11 protein-coding genes and 1 pseudogene are annotated in these 14,142 nt (G+C 65.2%); 5 read left to right on the forward strand and 7 right to left on the reverse strand.

What is annotated here, in order from left to right; translation table 11 throughout:
• Positions 1-297: 297 nt before the first annotated feature.
• A pseudogene (locus GGD63_RS39630) lies at positions 298-662 on the forward strand (nuclear transport factor 2 family protein).
• A gap of 327 nt (positions 663-989) precedes the next feature.
• Positions 990-2,951, forward strand: a complete 1,962-nt coding sequence (locus GGD63_RS39635; protein WP_183250613.1) for a bifunctional diguanylate cyclase/phosphodiesterase — start codon at positions 990-992, stop codon at positions 2,949-2,951.
• A gap of 167 nt (positions 2,952-3,118) precedes the next feature.
• Here the strand turns inward: GGD63_RS39635 and GGD63_RS39640 are convergent, their stop codons facing one another.
• The 4 genes from GGD63_RS39640 to pgm form a co-directional block, all read right to left on the reverse strand.
• Positions 3,119-4,099: a PDR/VanB family oxidoreductase gene (locus GGD63_RS39640; protein WP_183250614.1), complete on the reverse strand. Its 981-nt coding sequence runs from the start codon at positions 4,097-4,099 to the stop codon at positions 3,119-3,121.
• 11 nt (positions 4,100-4,110) lie between these two features.
• Positions 4,111-4,863 carry a GntR family transcriptional regulator gene (locus GGD63_RS39645; protein ID WP_183250615.1) on the reverse strand — a complete coding sequence of 251 codons (753 nt, stop codon included), beginning with the start codon at positions 4,861-4,863 and terminating at the stop codon, positions 4,111-4,113.
• A 4-nt stretch (positions 4,864-4,867) separates the two neighbouring features.
• Positions 4,868-5,917 (reverse strand): aromatic ring-hydroxylating dioxygenase subunit alpha, encoded by a 1,050-nt coding sequence (locus GGD63_RS39650; protein WP_183250616.1) that lies wholly within the window; start codon positions 5,915-5,917, stop codon positions 4,868-4,870.
• A 285-nt stretch (positions 5,918-6,202) separates the two neighbouring features.
• Positions 6,203-7,849 (reverse strand): phosphoglucomutase (alpha-D-glucose-1,6-bisphosphate-dependent), encoded by a 1,647-nt coding sequence (gene pgm / locus GGD63_RS39655; protein WP_183250617.1) that lies wholly within the window; start codon positions 7,847-7,849, stop codon positions 6,203-6,205.
• Positions 7,850-8,225: 376 nt separating this feature from the next.
• On the opposite strand from pgm, the gene GGD63_RS39660 reads away from it, so the two are divergent.
• Both GGD63_RS39660 and GGD63_RS39665 read left to right on the forward strand, forming a co-directional pair.
• Entirely contained in the window at positions 8,226-8,612 is a 387-nt protein-coding gene (locus GGD63_RS39660) for a cytochrome c family protein (RefSeq protein WP_183250618.1), read from the forward strand.
• Between the two features lie 89 nt (positions 8,613-8,701).
• Positions 8,702-9,841 (forward strand): S9 family peptidase, encoded by a 1,140-nt coding sequence (locus GGD63_RS39665; RefSeq protein WP_183250619.1) that lies wholly within the window; start codon positions 8,702-8,704, stop codon positions 9,839-9,841.
• A 3-nt stretch (positions 9,842-9,844) separates the two neighbouring features.
• On the opposite strand, the gene GGD63_RS39670 is transcribed toward GGD63_RS39665, so the two are convergent.
• Entirely contained in the window at positions 9,845-10,660 is an 816-nt protein-coding gene (locus GGD63_RS39670) for a response regulator transcription factor (RefSeq protein ID WP_183250620.1), read from the reverse strand.
• Between the two features lie 278 nt (positions 10,661-10,938).
• Between GGD63_RS39670 and GGD63_RS39675 the strand changes: the two genes are divergently transcribed.
• Positions 10,939-12,096 carry an acyltransferase gene (locus tag GGD63_RS39675; RefSeq protein WP_183250621.1) on the forward strand — a complete coding sequence of 386 codons (1,158 nt, stop codon included), beginning with the start codon at positions 10,939-10,941 and terminating at the stop codon, positions 12,094-12,096.
• A 51-nt stretch (positions 12,097-12,147) separates the two neighbouring features.
• On the opposite strand, the gene GGD63_RS39680 is transcribed toward GGD63_RS39675, so the two are convergent.
• Together GGD63_RS39680 and GGD63_RS39685 are read right to left on the reverse strand one after the other, a co-directional pair.
• The gene (locus GGD63_RS39680) at positions 12,148-13,038 is read right to left on the reverse strand and encodes an aldose 1-epimerase family protein (RefSeq protein ID WP_183250622.1); all 891 of its coding nucleotides are present in this window, start codon (positions 13,036-13,038) and stop codon (positions 12,148-12,150) included.
• A gap of 213 nt (positions 13,039-13,251) precedes the next feature.
• Positions 13,252-14,142: UDP-glucose/GDP-mannose dehydrogenase family protein (locus GGD63_RS39685; RefSeq protein WP_183250623.1), on the reverse strand; the 891-nt coding region annotated here is incomplete at its 5' end.

Below are 14,142 nucleotides of genomic sequence, written 5' to 3' on the forward strand. Positions count from 1 at the left end.
CGCTGCGCTAGCGCAGCGCCGCAGCGGACCGAACCATGAACGACTGTCACCTATCGATCCGGTCTATTGTGTTACCCATCCATCCGCTGGACACGCCGCGGAGCGGCGAGACGGGTGAGGGGTCTCTATCCACGCGTGACTCTCTCGCAATGGAATTCGCGGAAACAACCCCTCATCCGGCGCTTCGCGCCACCTTCTCCCACAAGGGGAGAAGGAGGAGCAGTGAGGGCCAGTTGACTTTTCGACTATCGGTCGGTATTTACCGACTATTGGTCGGTTTTACTCGCGAGGAGCGCCATGCCGAGCCGTGAGATCGTCGAAGCCTTTGCGAAGCGGCTGGGGGATGGGACTTCGTCGGGGCGATCGAGCAATTCTATGCGCCCGATGCCGCGACCTACGAGAACAACGCCGCGCCGACAGTCGGGCGGGACAAGCTGGCAGCAAAAGAGCGCGGCGTGCTGGCCGCGTTCAGGGAGGTCAAGGCCGTTCGCATCGGGCCGAGCATGATCGAGGGCGACCATGTCGCCACGCGCTGGGTTTTCAGCTTCGCCAATGCCGAAGGCGTCATCCGAACGCTGGATGAGATTGCGTGGCAGACCTGGCGGGGCGATGAGCTGATCGAGGAACGGTTCTATTACGATCCGAAGCAATTGGGGCGGTGAAGCCCCGAGCACTGCTGTCATCGCCCGGCTTGACCGGACGATCCAGTACTCCGAGACAGCTGTGATTGAACCGACAGGCCGCGGCGTACTGGATGCCCCGGTCAAGCCGGGGCATGACAACGGAACTGGTAGCGAACATTCTTCCTTCCGTTACAGCGATAACGCAGGGCATCGCATTTGTATCGATTTGTTATCGATACCAATGCATCGGCACCTAGAAGTGATCGCAAGGCCAGCCGCAAGCATGGATAATTCATAGTTCGTCAAAGGTTTGCAGCGAATTCTCCGGATCGAGCTGGAGAAACGGCCCTGCTGCTAGGCTCTTGAATGCGGACTCAACTGACCACCTATTTCGCGCGGCTGTTCGCCGGCGATCTGTCGGCGTTCGGCGGTCCCGCAACGGACGACGCCGTGGCGGGCCACATCCGCGCCGAACAGATGTCGCTGGTGCTCGGCTATTCGGTCGGCATCATGCTCGCCAATGCCTGCAACGCCATCGTGCTGGCCATCGCGCTGTGGGCCTCGCCCGACAGGACGTTCGCCCTGATCTGGGCGGGCACGGTCGCGGCCGCGGCGATCGCATTCGGCGTGCAATCCCGCGCCGCGCGCCGCATCACCAAGCCGCACTTCGTCTCGCAGCGCGCCATGCATCGGCTGGTGCGCAACGCCTTTCTGCTCGGGGCGGCCTGGGGCATCGTCCCGGTCGCCTTCTTCGCCAATGCCTCGACCGGCGGCCAGCTCGTCATCACCTGCCTGTGCTCGGGAATGCTGGCCGGCGGCGCACTCGCCTTCGCCACGATCCCGATCGCGGCCATCGCCTTCACGGCCCCGATCTTCGTCGGCATCGCAATCTGCCTCGGCAGGAACGGCGACCTCGCCTTCCTGCTGATCGCCTTCCTCGTCGTGGTCTATGGCAGCGTGCTGCTGCGCGGCGTGTTCGTCAATTCGTTCTCGTTCGCGCGTCGCGTGATGCGGCAGATCGAGGCGGAGCGCACGGTGCGGCAGGATCCGCTGACGCACCTGCCCAACCGCTTCGCCTTCAACGAGACGCTCGATGCCGCGCTGAAGCGCCTTGCGCTGTCGGGCGAGGAGTTCGCGGTGCTGCTGCTCGATCTCGATCGCTTCAAGGAGGTCAACGACAAGTTCGGCCATCCCGCCGGCGACGAATTCCTGGTGCAGGTCGCAGGCCGCCTGCAGCGCTGCACCCGCGCGGCCGAGCACGTCGCGCGCATCGGCGGCGACGAGTTCGCGCTGGTGATGGCCAATCTGGCGCGGCCCGAGGATGCGCTCGAGATCGCCGAGCGCTTCGTTGTGGCCTTCGACGAACCGTTCCAGATCGAGGGCCGCCAGATCGTCGGCGCGACCAGCGTCGGCATCGTGCTGGCTCCTCGCGACGGCAACATGGCGCTCGACATCATGAAGAACGCGGACGCTGCGCTCTATCGCGCCAAGAAGGCGGGGCCGGGCACCGTCTGCTTCTTCGAGCAAGCCGACGACAGGCTGTCCCGCGACCGCAAGGCGCTGCAGGCGGACCTCGAGGGTGCCATTGCGCGGGACGAGCTGTTCCTCGTGTTCCAGCCGTTCCTCGATCTCGACGAGAACCGCATCACCGGCTTCGAGGCGCTGCTGCGCTGGCAGCATCCATCGCGCGGACTGGTGCCGCCGAGCGAGTTCATCGGAATCGCCGAGGAGACCGGGCTGATCCACGAGATCGGCGAATGGGTGATCCGGCGCGCCTGCGCGACGCTGGCGGACTGGCCCGAGGACATCAGGGTCGCCGTGAATTTCTCCGCGTCGCAGTTTCACGACACGGCCATCCTCCATACCATCGTGCAGGCCCTCGCCGATGCGAAGGTCTCTCCCTGCCGGTTCGAGATCGAGATCACGGAATCGATGCTGCTGTCGAAATACGGCTCGGCCGCGTCGATCCTGAACGCGCTGCTGCAACTCGGCGTCACCGTGGCGCTCGACGATTTCGGCACCGGCTTCTCATCGCTGACCTACCTGCGCAAGCTGCCGTTCAGCCGGATCAAGATCGACCAGTCCTTCATCCGCGACATGCTGGTGCAGCCGGACTGCGCCGCGATCGTGAAGTCGGTGATCTCGCTGGCGCGCGACCTCAACATCGCCGTCGTCGCCGAGGGCGTCGAGACCGCCGACCAGCTCGAATATCTGCGCCAGGTCAGTTGCGACGAGGTGCAGGGCTATCTCATCAGCCGGCCGGTGTCGGCCGATAGCGTGCTGGCGCTGCTGAATACGAAGAAGTACCGGGCGATTTACGCGGCGTAGCTGCCCCCTGCGGCCATCCTTCGAGACGCCCGCTTCTGGCGGGCTCCTCAGGATGAGGTCTGTTTTCGCGGAAAGACTGGTGGATCCTCATGGTGAGGAGCGCCGAAGGCGCGTCTCCGGACGATGCTCCGCATCGCCGGGCGAACCATGAAGGCCCCACAGGCGCCTCAGACCGCATCCGCCCGCAGCAGCGTGTCCACGGTGATGGTGCCGCGCGCGCGGGAGACGCAGGCGCAGATCTTCTGGTTGCTCTCTTTCTGGTGGTCGCTGAAGAAGACGTCGCGATGGTCGATCTCGCCGTCGACCTCGACCACGTCGATGGCGCAGAGGCCGCATTCGCCGCGCTTGCAATCGTACATCACCTCGTGGCCGCTGGCGTTGAGCACGTCCAGCATCGAGCGCTCGCGCGGGATTTCAAGCTCGACGCCGGCTCCCTTCAGGCGCACGCGAAACGTCTCGGTCGGCAGCGTGCCGCTGGAGCCGAAGGTCTCGTAACGGAGATCGGCGAGCGGATGGCCGGCGCCGATCCAGGCGTGACGCGCGGCATCGAGCATCCGCATCGGGCCGCAGAACAGGGCCAGCGCGCCTTGCGGCAATGAGGCGAACAGCGCATCGAGATCGAGCCGCTGGCCTTCATCGCTGGCATGGACAACAAGACGATCACCGAGCATTGCGGCGAGATCGTCGAGATAGGCGGCCTCAGTGCGCGAGCGCACGGCATAGTGCAGCGTGACGTTTGCCCCGCGCCGCGCCAGCGCCTGCGCTGCGCCGAGGATCGGGGTGATGCCGATGCCGCCGGCGATCAGGCAATAATTTTCCCGCGCCCAATCGACTGCAAGCAGCGAGGCGGGTTGGGTGATGTCGAGCCGCGCGCCCGGCTGCAAGGACCACATGTAGCGCGAGCCGCCACGGGAATCCTCGGCGCGGCGCACCGCAATTCGAAGGCCGTGCGAAGAGGCCTCGCCGACCAGCGAATAGGACCGCGTCTCCGGCTGGCCGTCGATGGTGACGCTGACGTTGATATGGCTGCCGACCGGATAGGCCGCACCGTCGAACTGATCGGGACGGATCAGGAATTCGCGGATGCCGGGCGCAAGGTCTCGCGTCGAGACGAGCGTTGCCGGGGTCCAGGTTTCGATGAAGCGCATGGTGACTGCCCTCAGTCGGTTGCGGTCTTGATCAGCGCGAGCGCCGGCAGGAGGTCGAGATGGGTCCGGTTGCGCAGCGCAAGCCTCAAGTTGCGAACCGCAAGCCGTGCATGCTCGCGCATGATGGCTTCGGCGCGCGCGCCTTCGCGGTTCTCGATGGCGTCGATCACGACGCGGTGGTGCTCCTGACCGATGATCAGGATCTGCTGCGCCTCGGGCAGCGCCGACTGCGCCATCACGAAGCCGCTTGGCGATGCGAACGGCAGTGCGGAGGCGCGGTCGATCTGCCGGATCAGCGGCGGGCTGCGCGACAGTTCCGTGAGCACCGCATGGAAGCGTGCGTTGAGGGTGACATAGGACGAGAAGGCATCGACCGAGATCGGGACCTGGCGCAACAATTCGTCGATGGCGCCGAGGCATTCCTTCAGCGGTTCGAGCTCGCGCGCAGAGACGCCGCGTTCGGCGGCAAAGCGCGCAGCCAGGCCTTCCAGCGTGCCGCGCAGCTCGATGGAATCGGAGATGTCGCGCTCCGAGAATGCCTTCACCATGAAGCCGCCGGAGGGAATCCCCTCAAGGAGCCCCTCCTCCTCGAGCCGCACCAGCGCCATGCGCACCGGGGTGCGTGAGGCGCCCGTCGTCTCCACCGCCTGCAGCTCGGAGATGCGCTCGCCGGGGCGTAAGGAGCCCGACAGGATCTGGTCGCGCAGCGCGAGCTGTGCCTTCACGGTCTGCGAGATGGAGCGGTCGACCTCACGCTCGGCCATGTCCCTACTCCGCGGCCTGAAGGCGCGGCGGCGGATTTTCCTTCGCCACCATCTTGTCGATCAGCTTGCGCGACCACATCGCGCCGGCGTCGATGTTGAGGTTGTAGAAGACGCGATCGGGGTTCTCGTCCATGGCGCGCTGCTGCGCTTCCAGGATCAGCTCGTCCTCGCGGAAGATGCCGGAGACGCCCTCGCGGATCTCAGTGGTGATGCGCTGCTCGCCCAGGCGATAGTTGCGCACGAAGGCCCAGAAATAGTGACAGGTTTTCTCGGTCTCCGGCGTGATGGTGTTGAGCACGAAACCGTTGACGCCCTGCGAGCGGTCGCCTTCCGGCGCGCCGGTGCCGGTCGGTGCCACGCCGACGTCGATCGCGATGGTGCACGGCGCCTCGAAGCGGATGATCTGCCAGCGGTCGACCAGGCCCGATTTGCCAAGCTGCTTGGCCCAGAACGGCGGCGGCTCGATGCCGTGCATCCAGCGCGTCACCGTGACAGTCTTTTCGCCATGGGTGACATCGAACGGTGCTTCCGCCACCGCATCGTTACCGATGGAGGAGCCGTGCACAAAGGTCTCGTGGGTGAGGTCCATGAGATTGTCGAGCACGAGGCGGTAGTCGCAATTGACGTGGATGGTCTTGCCGTCGCCGGCCCAGGCCGGATCGTCGTTCCAGTGCATGTCGGGCACAAGCGCGGGATCGGCCAGCGCGGGATCGCCCATCCAGAGCCAGATGTAGCGATGGCGCTCGACGACGGGATAGGCGCGCACGCAGGCCGATGGGTTGATGGTGTCCTGCGAGGGCATGAAGGTGCAGCGGCCCTGCGCATTGTATTTCAGGCCGTGATAGCCGCAGACGACGGTGTCGCCCTCGAGCCGGCCCTTGGACAGCGGCACCAGGCGATGCCAGCAGGCATCCTCCAGCGCGGCCACCGAGCCGTCGGCCTTCCGGTACATCACGATGTGCTTGCCGCAGATCGTCCGCGGCAGCAGCGCCGGCTTCACCTCCGCATCCCAGGCGGCGGCGTACCAGGCGTTCATGGGGAAGGGTTTTGTCATCGGTCTCACTCCCACGGCTTATGTATTCGTTATGTATACAATAGCGGGGAGACAGAAAGATTCAAGGCCATAAATGACGTAATATAATACCTGTATGTTCTAATATGTATACATATCATCCATTGTCATTCCCCGCGAAGGCGGGGAATCCAGTACGCCGCGGCAGATATTGGGTGCGCACAACTTCCGCCGCGGCGTACTGGATCACCCGCTTTCGCGGGTGATGACACCTGTTGATACGGCGAACCCTTGCTTGGAGGAGCAGTGAGGGCGCGGGCTCGGCAGCTACGCCCCGAACACCTTCGCCAGGCCGGCCTGAGCCTCTTCCTGAATCCGCTTCAGGTGCTCGGTGCTGCGGAAGCTTTCCGCATAGATCTTGTAGACATCCTCGGTGCCGGACGGCCTTGCGGCGAACCAGCCGAAATCGGTTTCGACCTTGATGCCGCCGAACGGCTGGCCGTTGCCCGGCGCCTTGCTCAGCGTCGAGCGAACCGGATCGCCGGCGAGATCCTTCAGGCCGAGCTGCTCGGGCGTGACCGACTTCAGGATGTTCTTCTGCGGCCCGGTCGCGGCGACGTCGATGCGCGCATAGTGCGGCACGCCGAGCTCGGCGGTGAGGTCATTGAACAGCTGGCTGGGATCGCGGCCGGTCTTGGCCATGATCTCGGCGGCGAGCAGGCCGAGGATGATCCCGTCCTTGTCGGTGGTCCACACCGTGCCGTCGCGCCTGAGGAATGAAGCGCCCGCACTCTCCTCCCCGCCGAAACCAAAACCGCCGCTGACGAGGCCATCGACGAACCATTTGAAGCCGACCGGCGTCTCCACCAGCTTGCGGCCGAGCTTCTTGGCGACGCGATCGATGATCGAGCTCGACACCACGGTCTTGCCGATCGCAGCACTCTTGCCCCAGTCCGGGCGGTGCGCGAACAGATAAGAGATCGCGGTCGCCAGATAATGGTTCGGATTCATCAGGCCACCAGTACGCGTGACGATACCGTGCCGGTCCGCGTCGGTGTCGTTGGCAAAGGCGACATCGAAACGGTCGCGCATGCCGATCAGGCTCGCCATCGCGTAGGGCGAGGAGCAGTCCATGCGGATCTTGCCGTCCCAGTCCACGGTCATGAAACGGAAGGTCGGGTCGATCGCCTCGTTCACGATGGTGGCCTTGAGGCCATAGCGTTCGATGATCGGATGCCAGTAATGCACGGCAGCGCCGCCGAGCGGATCGATGCCGATCTTGATGCCGGCGGATTTGACGAGGTCGAGATCGACGACATTGCCGAGGTCGGCGACATAGGGCGTGATGAAGTCGTAGGCATGCACGTTCGCAGCCTTGCGCGCCTTCGCGTAGTCCATGCGCCGCACGCCCTTCAGCCCGTCGGCGAGATAGGCGTTGGCGCGCTTCTCGACCACCCCGGTGACGTCGGTATCGGCGGGGCCGCCATGCGGCGGATTGTATTTGTAGCCGCCGTCTTCCGGCGGGTTGTGCGAGGGCGTGATGACGACGCCGTCGGCGAGGCCCGAGGTGCGGTCCTTGTTGTAGGTCAGGATCGCGTGCGAGATCACAGGCGTCGGAGTGTAGCCGCCGTCCTTGTCGATCATGATGTCGACGCCGTTGGCGGCGAACACCTCGACGGCGCTCACCAGCGCCGGCTCGGCCAGCGCGTGGGTGTCGATGCCGATGAAGAGCGGGCCGGTCAGCCCCTTCTCCTTGCGGTAGTCGCAAATCGCCTGCGTCGTTGCGAGGATGTGGCCCTCGTTGAACGTGTTCTTGAACGAGGTGCCGCGATGGCCGGAGGTGCCGAACGCCACCCGCTGCGCCGGATCGCCCGGATCGGGCTTGTTGGCGAAATAGGCCGTCACCAGCCTTGGAACGTTGGCGAGCGCGCTCGGCGCAACCGGCTTACCCGCCGCGGGATCGACTTCTGCCACTGCAACTCTCCGTGCCTTCAAACGACAGCCTGGAGCTTTTTCCGCATCCACTTCGCTGGAAAACGCTCTAGAACACCATACCATCGGCCGGCGCATCGCCAAGCCGATTGCCGGACCGGCGCAAGTGACCGGCCCGACACACTCCGGTCAAAGATCAACCGACAACGCGCATCCGGCTCAGGATGATCCATGGCGATGACGCATGGCGCTCCTCGTACTTTGGTCCCGGATTTCGGTTGATTCAGGACAAAGACGCCGCCGCGTGGCGTGGGGCACGCTGCTTGCCGTTTGATCAACGAAAGCCGGGATTTGCAGGATCAGCCCGCCGATCCCTTGGCTGATTCCTCGCTGATTGCCTTGGGGGAGTAAACTCAAGATGACTGGACGTTTGATCTTCACGCTCGTGCTGGCCCTGGCCACGTCGTCGCTGGCCACACCGTCCGCCTCCGCCGCAGAGGGCGATGCCGCCGCGGGCAAGACCGTCTTCCAGCGAACCTGCGAGAACTGCCACGCGGTGGCGATCGGGGTGAACAAGGTCGGCCCAAGCCTCTGGAATGTCGTCGACCGCAAGCCCGCCGCCGTTCCGGACTTCGCCTATTCTGATGCCATGAAGGCCAACAAGGCGGCATGGACGCCAACGGCGCTGGATGCCTACCTCGCCGACCCCCGCGGCGACGTCCACGGCGTCAAGATGTTCTTCAAGGGGCTGCCGAGCCCCACGGATCGGGCCAATGTCATCGCCTATCTTCAGACGCTGAAATGAGCGGTCGCTAAGCGATGAGATCAGGATGAGTTCGCCGGGTCATGCGGTTCTGTTATGATCCGCGCGGCCACGGAGAATCATCCACACCCATGGATTTGGTGCGCTGGCATCTGCCCGTGCTCATCCTGCTCGCCATCGCGGGGCTAGCTGTGCGCGCCAACGCCGCCGAGTTCTACACCGAGGATCTGCGCATCCCGATGGCGGAGGCGGGGCCGCAGGGGCTGGAGGCGCTCCTGGTGCGCCCGGCGGGCACGAAGCGCTATCCGCTGGCGCTGCTCAGCCACGGCTCGCCGCGCAAGTTCGACGAGCGCGCGACGATGTCGGCGCACAAATATTACGGCATCGCGCTGGAATATGCCCGGCGCGGCTTTGCCGCGCTGATCGTGATGCGGCGCGGCTACGGCACCTCGCCCGGCGGGCGCGTCGACAGCGTCGGCGGCTGCGCCAATGCCGCCTATCTGCCGGCAGCAGCGGTCGCGGTCGCCGATTTGCGCGCGGCGATCGATGCGATGGCAAGGCGGACCGACGTCACGACATCAGGCATGATCGCGGCGGGCCATTCTGCCGGCGGGCTCGCTACCGTCGCGCTGACGGCGCAGGCACCAAGCGGCCTCGTCGCCGCGATCAGCTTTGCCGGCGGCCGCGGCTCGCGCGACGACGACGACGTCTGCCACGAGGATGGGCTGGTGCAGGCCTTTGCCACCTTCGGCAAGACCTCGCGGGTGCCGATGCTATGGGTCTATGCCAGCAACGATTCGTATTTCGGCCCCGATCTCGCGCGCCGGCTCTATGACGGCTTTCGCGGCAATGGCGGCACCGCCAAGTTCGTCGCAGCTCCGGCCTACGGCGACGATGGACACTATCTCTATTCCGTGGCCGGCCGCCCGCAATGGACGGACTATCTGAACGCGTTCCTGCGCGAGCGCGGGCTGAACCATGACATCCTGAGCCCGCCCGATCCGCTGCCGCCGCCGGGCCAGCTCAACGAGGCCGCGCTCGCCGAATTCGCGCGCTATCTCGCCAGCACGCTGCCGCACAAGGCGTTTGCGGTGTCGCCGAACGGAGGCTACGGCTGGCGTTCGGGGCGCATGACCGCCGACGACGCCCAGCGCGATTCGCTCGCCGCCTGCGTGAAATGGTCGACGGCCTGCACGCTCTATGCGGTCGACGACCACCTGGCCGGGCCTGCGCCGAAGACATCGACAGACCAGAGCGCCCGCGCGCGGTAGGCGCTAGAGGCGCTCACTGAGCGCGAGCTTGTAGCCGACGCCGGTGACCGTCGCGATGACGGGCGTGCCGCTACCGACGAGCTTGCGGCGCAGCCGCGCCACCAGCGCATCGACAGTGCGGATGTCGACCTCGGCCTGGCGGTTGCTGACGACCTCGATCAGATAGTCGCGGCTGAGCGGCCTGCCGTCGGCGCCGACCAGCGCGGCTAGCAGGTCGAATTCGGCGCGGGTCAGCGCCACCGGCTTGCCGTCGGCGCCGAGCAGCTCGCGCCGCGTCAGGTCGATGATCCAGTCGCCGAACGCGATCGAATTGTGGTTGCGCGCCGCCTTGCGGTCGATCGAGCGCCGCCGCAGCACGCTGCGCGCACGCGCGAGCAGGTCGCGTAAATTGATCGGCTTGGTGACGTAGTGATCGCCGGCGATCTCGAGGCCGAGGATGCGATCCACATCGGTGTCGCGGCGGGTCACGAAGATGATGCCCGCGTTGCTGGTCGCCTGGATCTCCTTGGCGAGCTCGAAACCGTCGCCGTCGGGCAGCTGCACGTCGAGAAAGACGAGATCGGTGCGCGCGCGCAGCGCCTGACGGCACTCCGCACAGGAGCCGGCGCCGACCACGTCGAAATTGTTGTCGTTGAAATAGCCGACCAGCATCGTCCGCGTCACCGGATCGTCCTCGACCACGATCAGCCGCTCGCGGCCTGCGGGACGTATCTCCTGACAAGCGGAATCAGCCACGATGTTGGATGTCCTGTGTGCGTGCGACCCGGCCTGAAAAGTCGCGCCGTCGCGCAACACATTGTCATGTGAACGAACATTCACAGCTGGTTCGAGCCCCCGAAATTGCCTGACCAATACTAGGCGTATTGTACTGCCCAAACAATATTGGTCACGATCCCGCCGTATTAAGTATGAATTACCCCACACTTCTCATCCGGCGCACCATCGCCTCGGCATGGTCCGTGCGAGCGCCGCGGCGCCGGCTCACATCGCGATCCCCTCGCCCGGCTCCGTTAACGTAAAGAATGCCTTCGGCTTCGGGAAGGCCGGCAGCGCCTCTATGGTCCCGCCTGCAGATGCAAACCGAAGGAGCAGGCGTGATGCAGGGGCAGCCCCGGCCGATTGCCGGTCGAACCGAGAAAGCCGCAACGCCTTTCGGCCGTTCGCACAGCCTCGACTTCCTGCGCGGCCTTGCCATCGTCGGCGTGATGGCGATCCACGTTTCACAGTCTTTTCCATCGCATATCCGCGCCGTCGACTTCGCCTTCATGTGCGGCTGGACCGGCGTCAACGTGTTCTACTTCGTCAGCGCCATGACGATGTGCCTGATGTGGACGCAGCGCACCGAAACCAATCCGACGCGCAAATTCTACATCCGGCGCTTCTTGCGCATCGCGCCGCTGTTCTGGCTCGCGATCCCGCTCTATCTGCTCGTCAACGGCACCGACCCAAGTACCAACGCACCCAACGGCATCGGGCCGCTCCAGGTGATCCTGACGGCGACGTTCCTGCACGGCTTCTGGCCGGACAGCGTCAACAGCGTCGTGCCGGGCGACTGGTCGATCGCCGCGGAGATGACGTTCTACCTCCTCTTTCCGCTCCTGATCACCGCGTTCGGCGCGCGCCGCCACCTCTATCTCGTGCTGGCGATCGCGCTGCATCTCGTCAATGTCTGCTTGTTCAAGCCGTTCGCCTTTGCGCTGTTCTCCGCCTATTACGGGCCGGGCAACGAAGCGTTCGTCTGGAACGCGCTGCATATCAGCTTCCTGAACCAGCTTCCGGTGTTCCTCGTCGGCTGCGCGCTGTTCTTCGCACTGCGCGACGGCTTCGCCAAATCGGATGCTGCAATCCTCGTCGCCTTCATCGCGCTGTCCTTCATCGCCGATCGCGCCACCGGTTCGCACGAGTTCAACTATCTGATGATCAACCTCGTGCTCGGCGCGCTGGTGGCCGGCTGCATTCGCCTGGCGATCCACTGGTCGCCGATCGAGGCGCTCGGCCGCAATTCCTATTCGATGTACCTGTCGCATTTCGCCGTGATCTACGGCCTGCGCCAGATCTGGCCGCTCGCGGACGGGCTGGTCTCGCTGCTCATCGCCTATGCCGTCACCGCCGCGCTCAGCTATCTCGTCGCGCTCACGACCTGGCATCTGGTCGAGCGGCGCGCGCAGGATCTCGCGCACCGCCTGACGACCGCGGGCTCCGGCAGCTCAGCCATGCGGCTTGGCATCGCCGCCTCTGCGACGGCCACACGCTGAACGCCCCTGCCTCCGGCGGCCTGGTGCGGCTTGCCTCGCTGCCCGTCGCTCTCAGGACGATGCGACCTCGATCCGAAACGACAATCGCTCTTCCGCGCCGGGAGCGATATGCATCAGGCCGGGCTTGTCGCTGAACTCGCCGTCGAAGCCGGCGGGACTGGCATGGCCGCGCCAGGGCTCGATGCAGAGGAACGGCGCGCCCGACGGTTTCGACCAGACGCCGAGTTCGCGAAAGCCGCGCCATGACATTTTGAGCCAGGGCGCGCTCGATGCGTCCTCGCCTGCGGCAAAGCGGACCGCGTTGCTCTCGATCCGGTCGAAGATGATGGCGTCGTCGACGAACAGGGATTCGGACAGTTGCAGCACTGTGCCTTTGACGGGCGTTGCCTCCGCTGCCGCACGCAGCAAGCCGCCGTCGAGACGGCGGACGGGCGACGACTCTGCTTTCGCAAAGGTGAGCGCGTAGCTTTCCTTGGGCACGCCGGGTCGAAGCGGCCAGTTGAAGGCGGGATGGCCGCCGAGCGAAGCCGGCAATGTCTCGCTGCCGGTGTTCGCGACGGTGAGCGAGAGGTCGAGACCGGCCTGGTCGATCGTATAGGTGGCCGTCAGGCGGAACACGAACGGATAGAGCGCGCGCGTCGTCTCGTTGTCTTCGAGCACCAGGACACAGCGGTTTTCGCCGCGCTCCGCCCACCGGAAGCGGCTGTCGCGCGCAAAGCCGTGCTGGGTCATCCGGTAGGTCTTGCCCTTGTGCCGCAATTCGTCATTGGCGAGACGACCGACGATCGGAAACAGCAGCGGCGCATGGCGCGGCCAGGCCGGTTCGGCCTGCCAGACGAATTCGACGCCGGTGTCGCTCCTCAGCGAGCACATTTCGGCGCCTTGCGCCTTGACGGTCGCGGTCAGCCCGCCGCTGCGGATCGTGTGGGTGTCGTCGGTCATGACAGTCTCCATGGCGGCAGCGAGGCTGACGGGCCAAAGCGCGGCGGCCTGATACGGCCGCATCAAATCCCATTGGAGTTTGGCCCGCCGCCATCCTTCGAGACGCCCGCCTATGGCGGGCCCTCAGGATGAGGTCACTTTTGCGGCGAGATATCCAACCCTCATGGTGAGGAGCCCGCCAAAGCGGGCGTCTCGAACCATTTAGGCCGGCTGCTAAGCCTGCGACGAGCGCCCGACGCTCTCGTAGATGAAGCCGGCGGCCGTCATCTCTTCGGGGCGGTAGATGTTGCGGAGGTCGACGACGACAGGCTGTGCCATGGTTGCCTTCAGCCGGTCGAGATCGAGCGCGCGGAACTGCACCCACTCGGTAACGATGACCAGCGCATCGGCGCCTTGCGCGCAGGAATAGGCGTCCTCGCAATAGGTGATGCTGGGCAGCTCACCCTTGGCCTGCTCCATGCCGACGGGATCGAAGGCCTTCACCTTCGCGCCCATATCGATCAGGCCCGTGACCAGCGGAATCGACGGCGCATCACGCATGTCGTCGGTGTCGGGCTTGAAGGTGAGGCCGAGCACGGCGATGGTCTTGCCGCGCAAGGAGCCGCCGAGCGCGTGGCTCACTTTCCGCGCCATCGCGCGCTTGCGGTTCTCGTTGACCGCCAGCACGGATTCGACGATGCGCAAGGAAACGTCGTAGTCCTGCGCGATCTTGATCAGCGCCTTGGTGTCCTTCGGGAAGCATGAGCCGCCGAAGCCGGGGCCGGCATGCAGGAATTTGGTGCCGATGCGGTTGTCGAGGCCAATGCCGCGCGCGACCTCCTGCACATTGGCGCCGACCTTTTCGGAGAGATCGGCGATCTCGTTGATGAAGGTGATCTTGGTCGCCAGGAACGCGTTCGCGGCGTATTTGATCATCTCCGCGGTGCGGCGCGCGGTAAACATCAGCGGCGCCTGGTTCAGCGACAACGGGCGATAGATGTCGCCCATCACCTTGCGGCCGCGCTCGTCGGAGGTGCCGACGACGACGCGGTCGGGGAACTTGAAGTCGCGGATCGCCGCGCCCTCACGCAGGAATTCGGGATTGGAGGCAACGACGACGTCGGC

This window comes from Bradyrhizobium sp. cir1, assembly GCF_014198245.1.
Classification (GTDB): domain Bacteria; phylum Pseudomonadota; class Alphaproteobacteria; order Rhizobiales; family Xanthobacteraceae; genus Bradyrhizobium.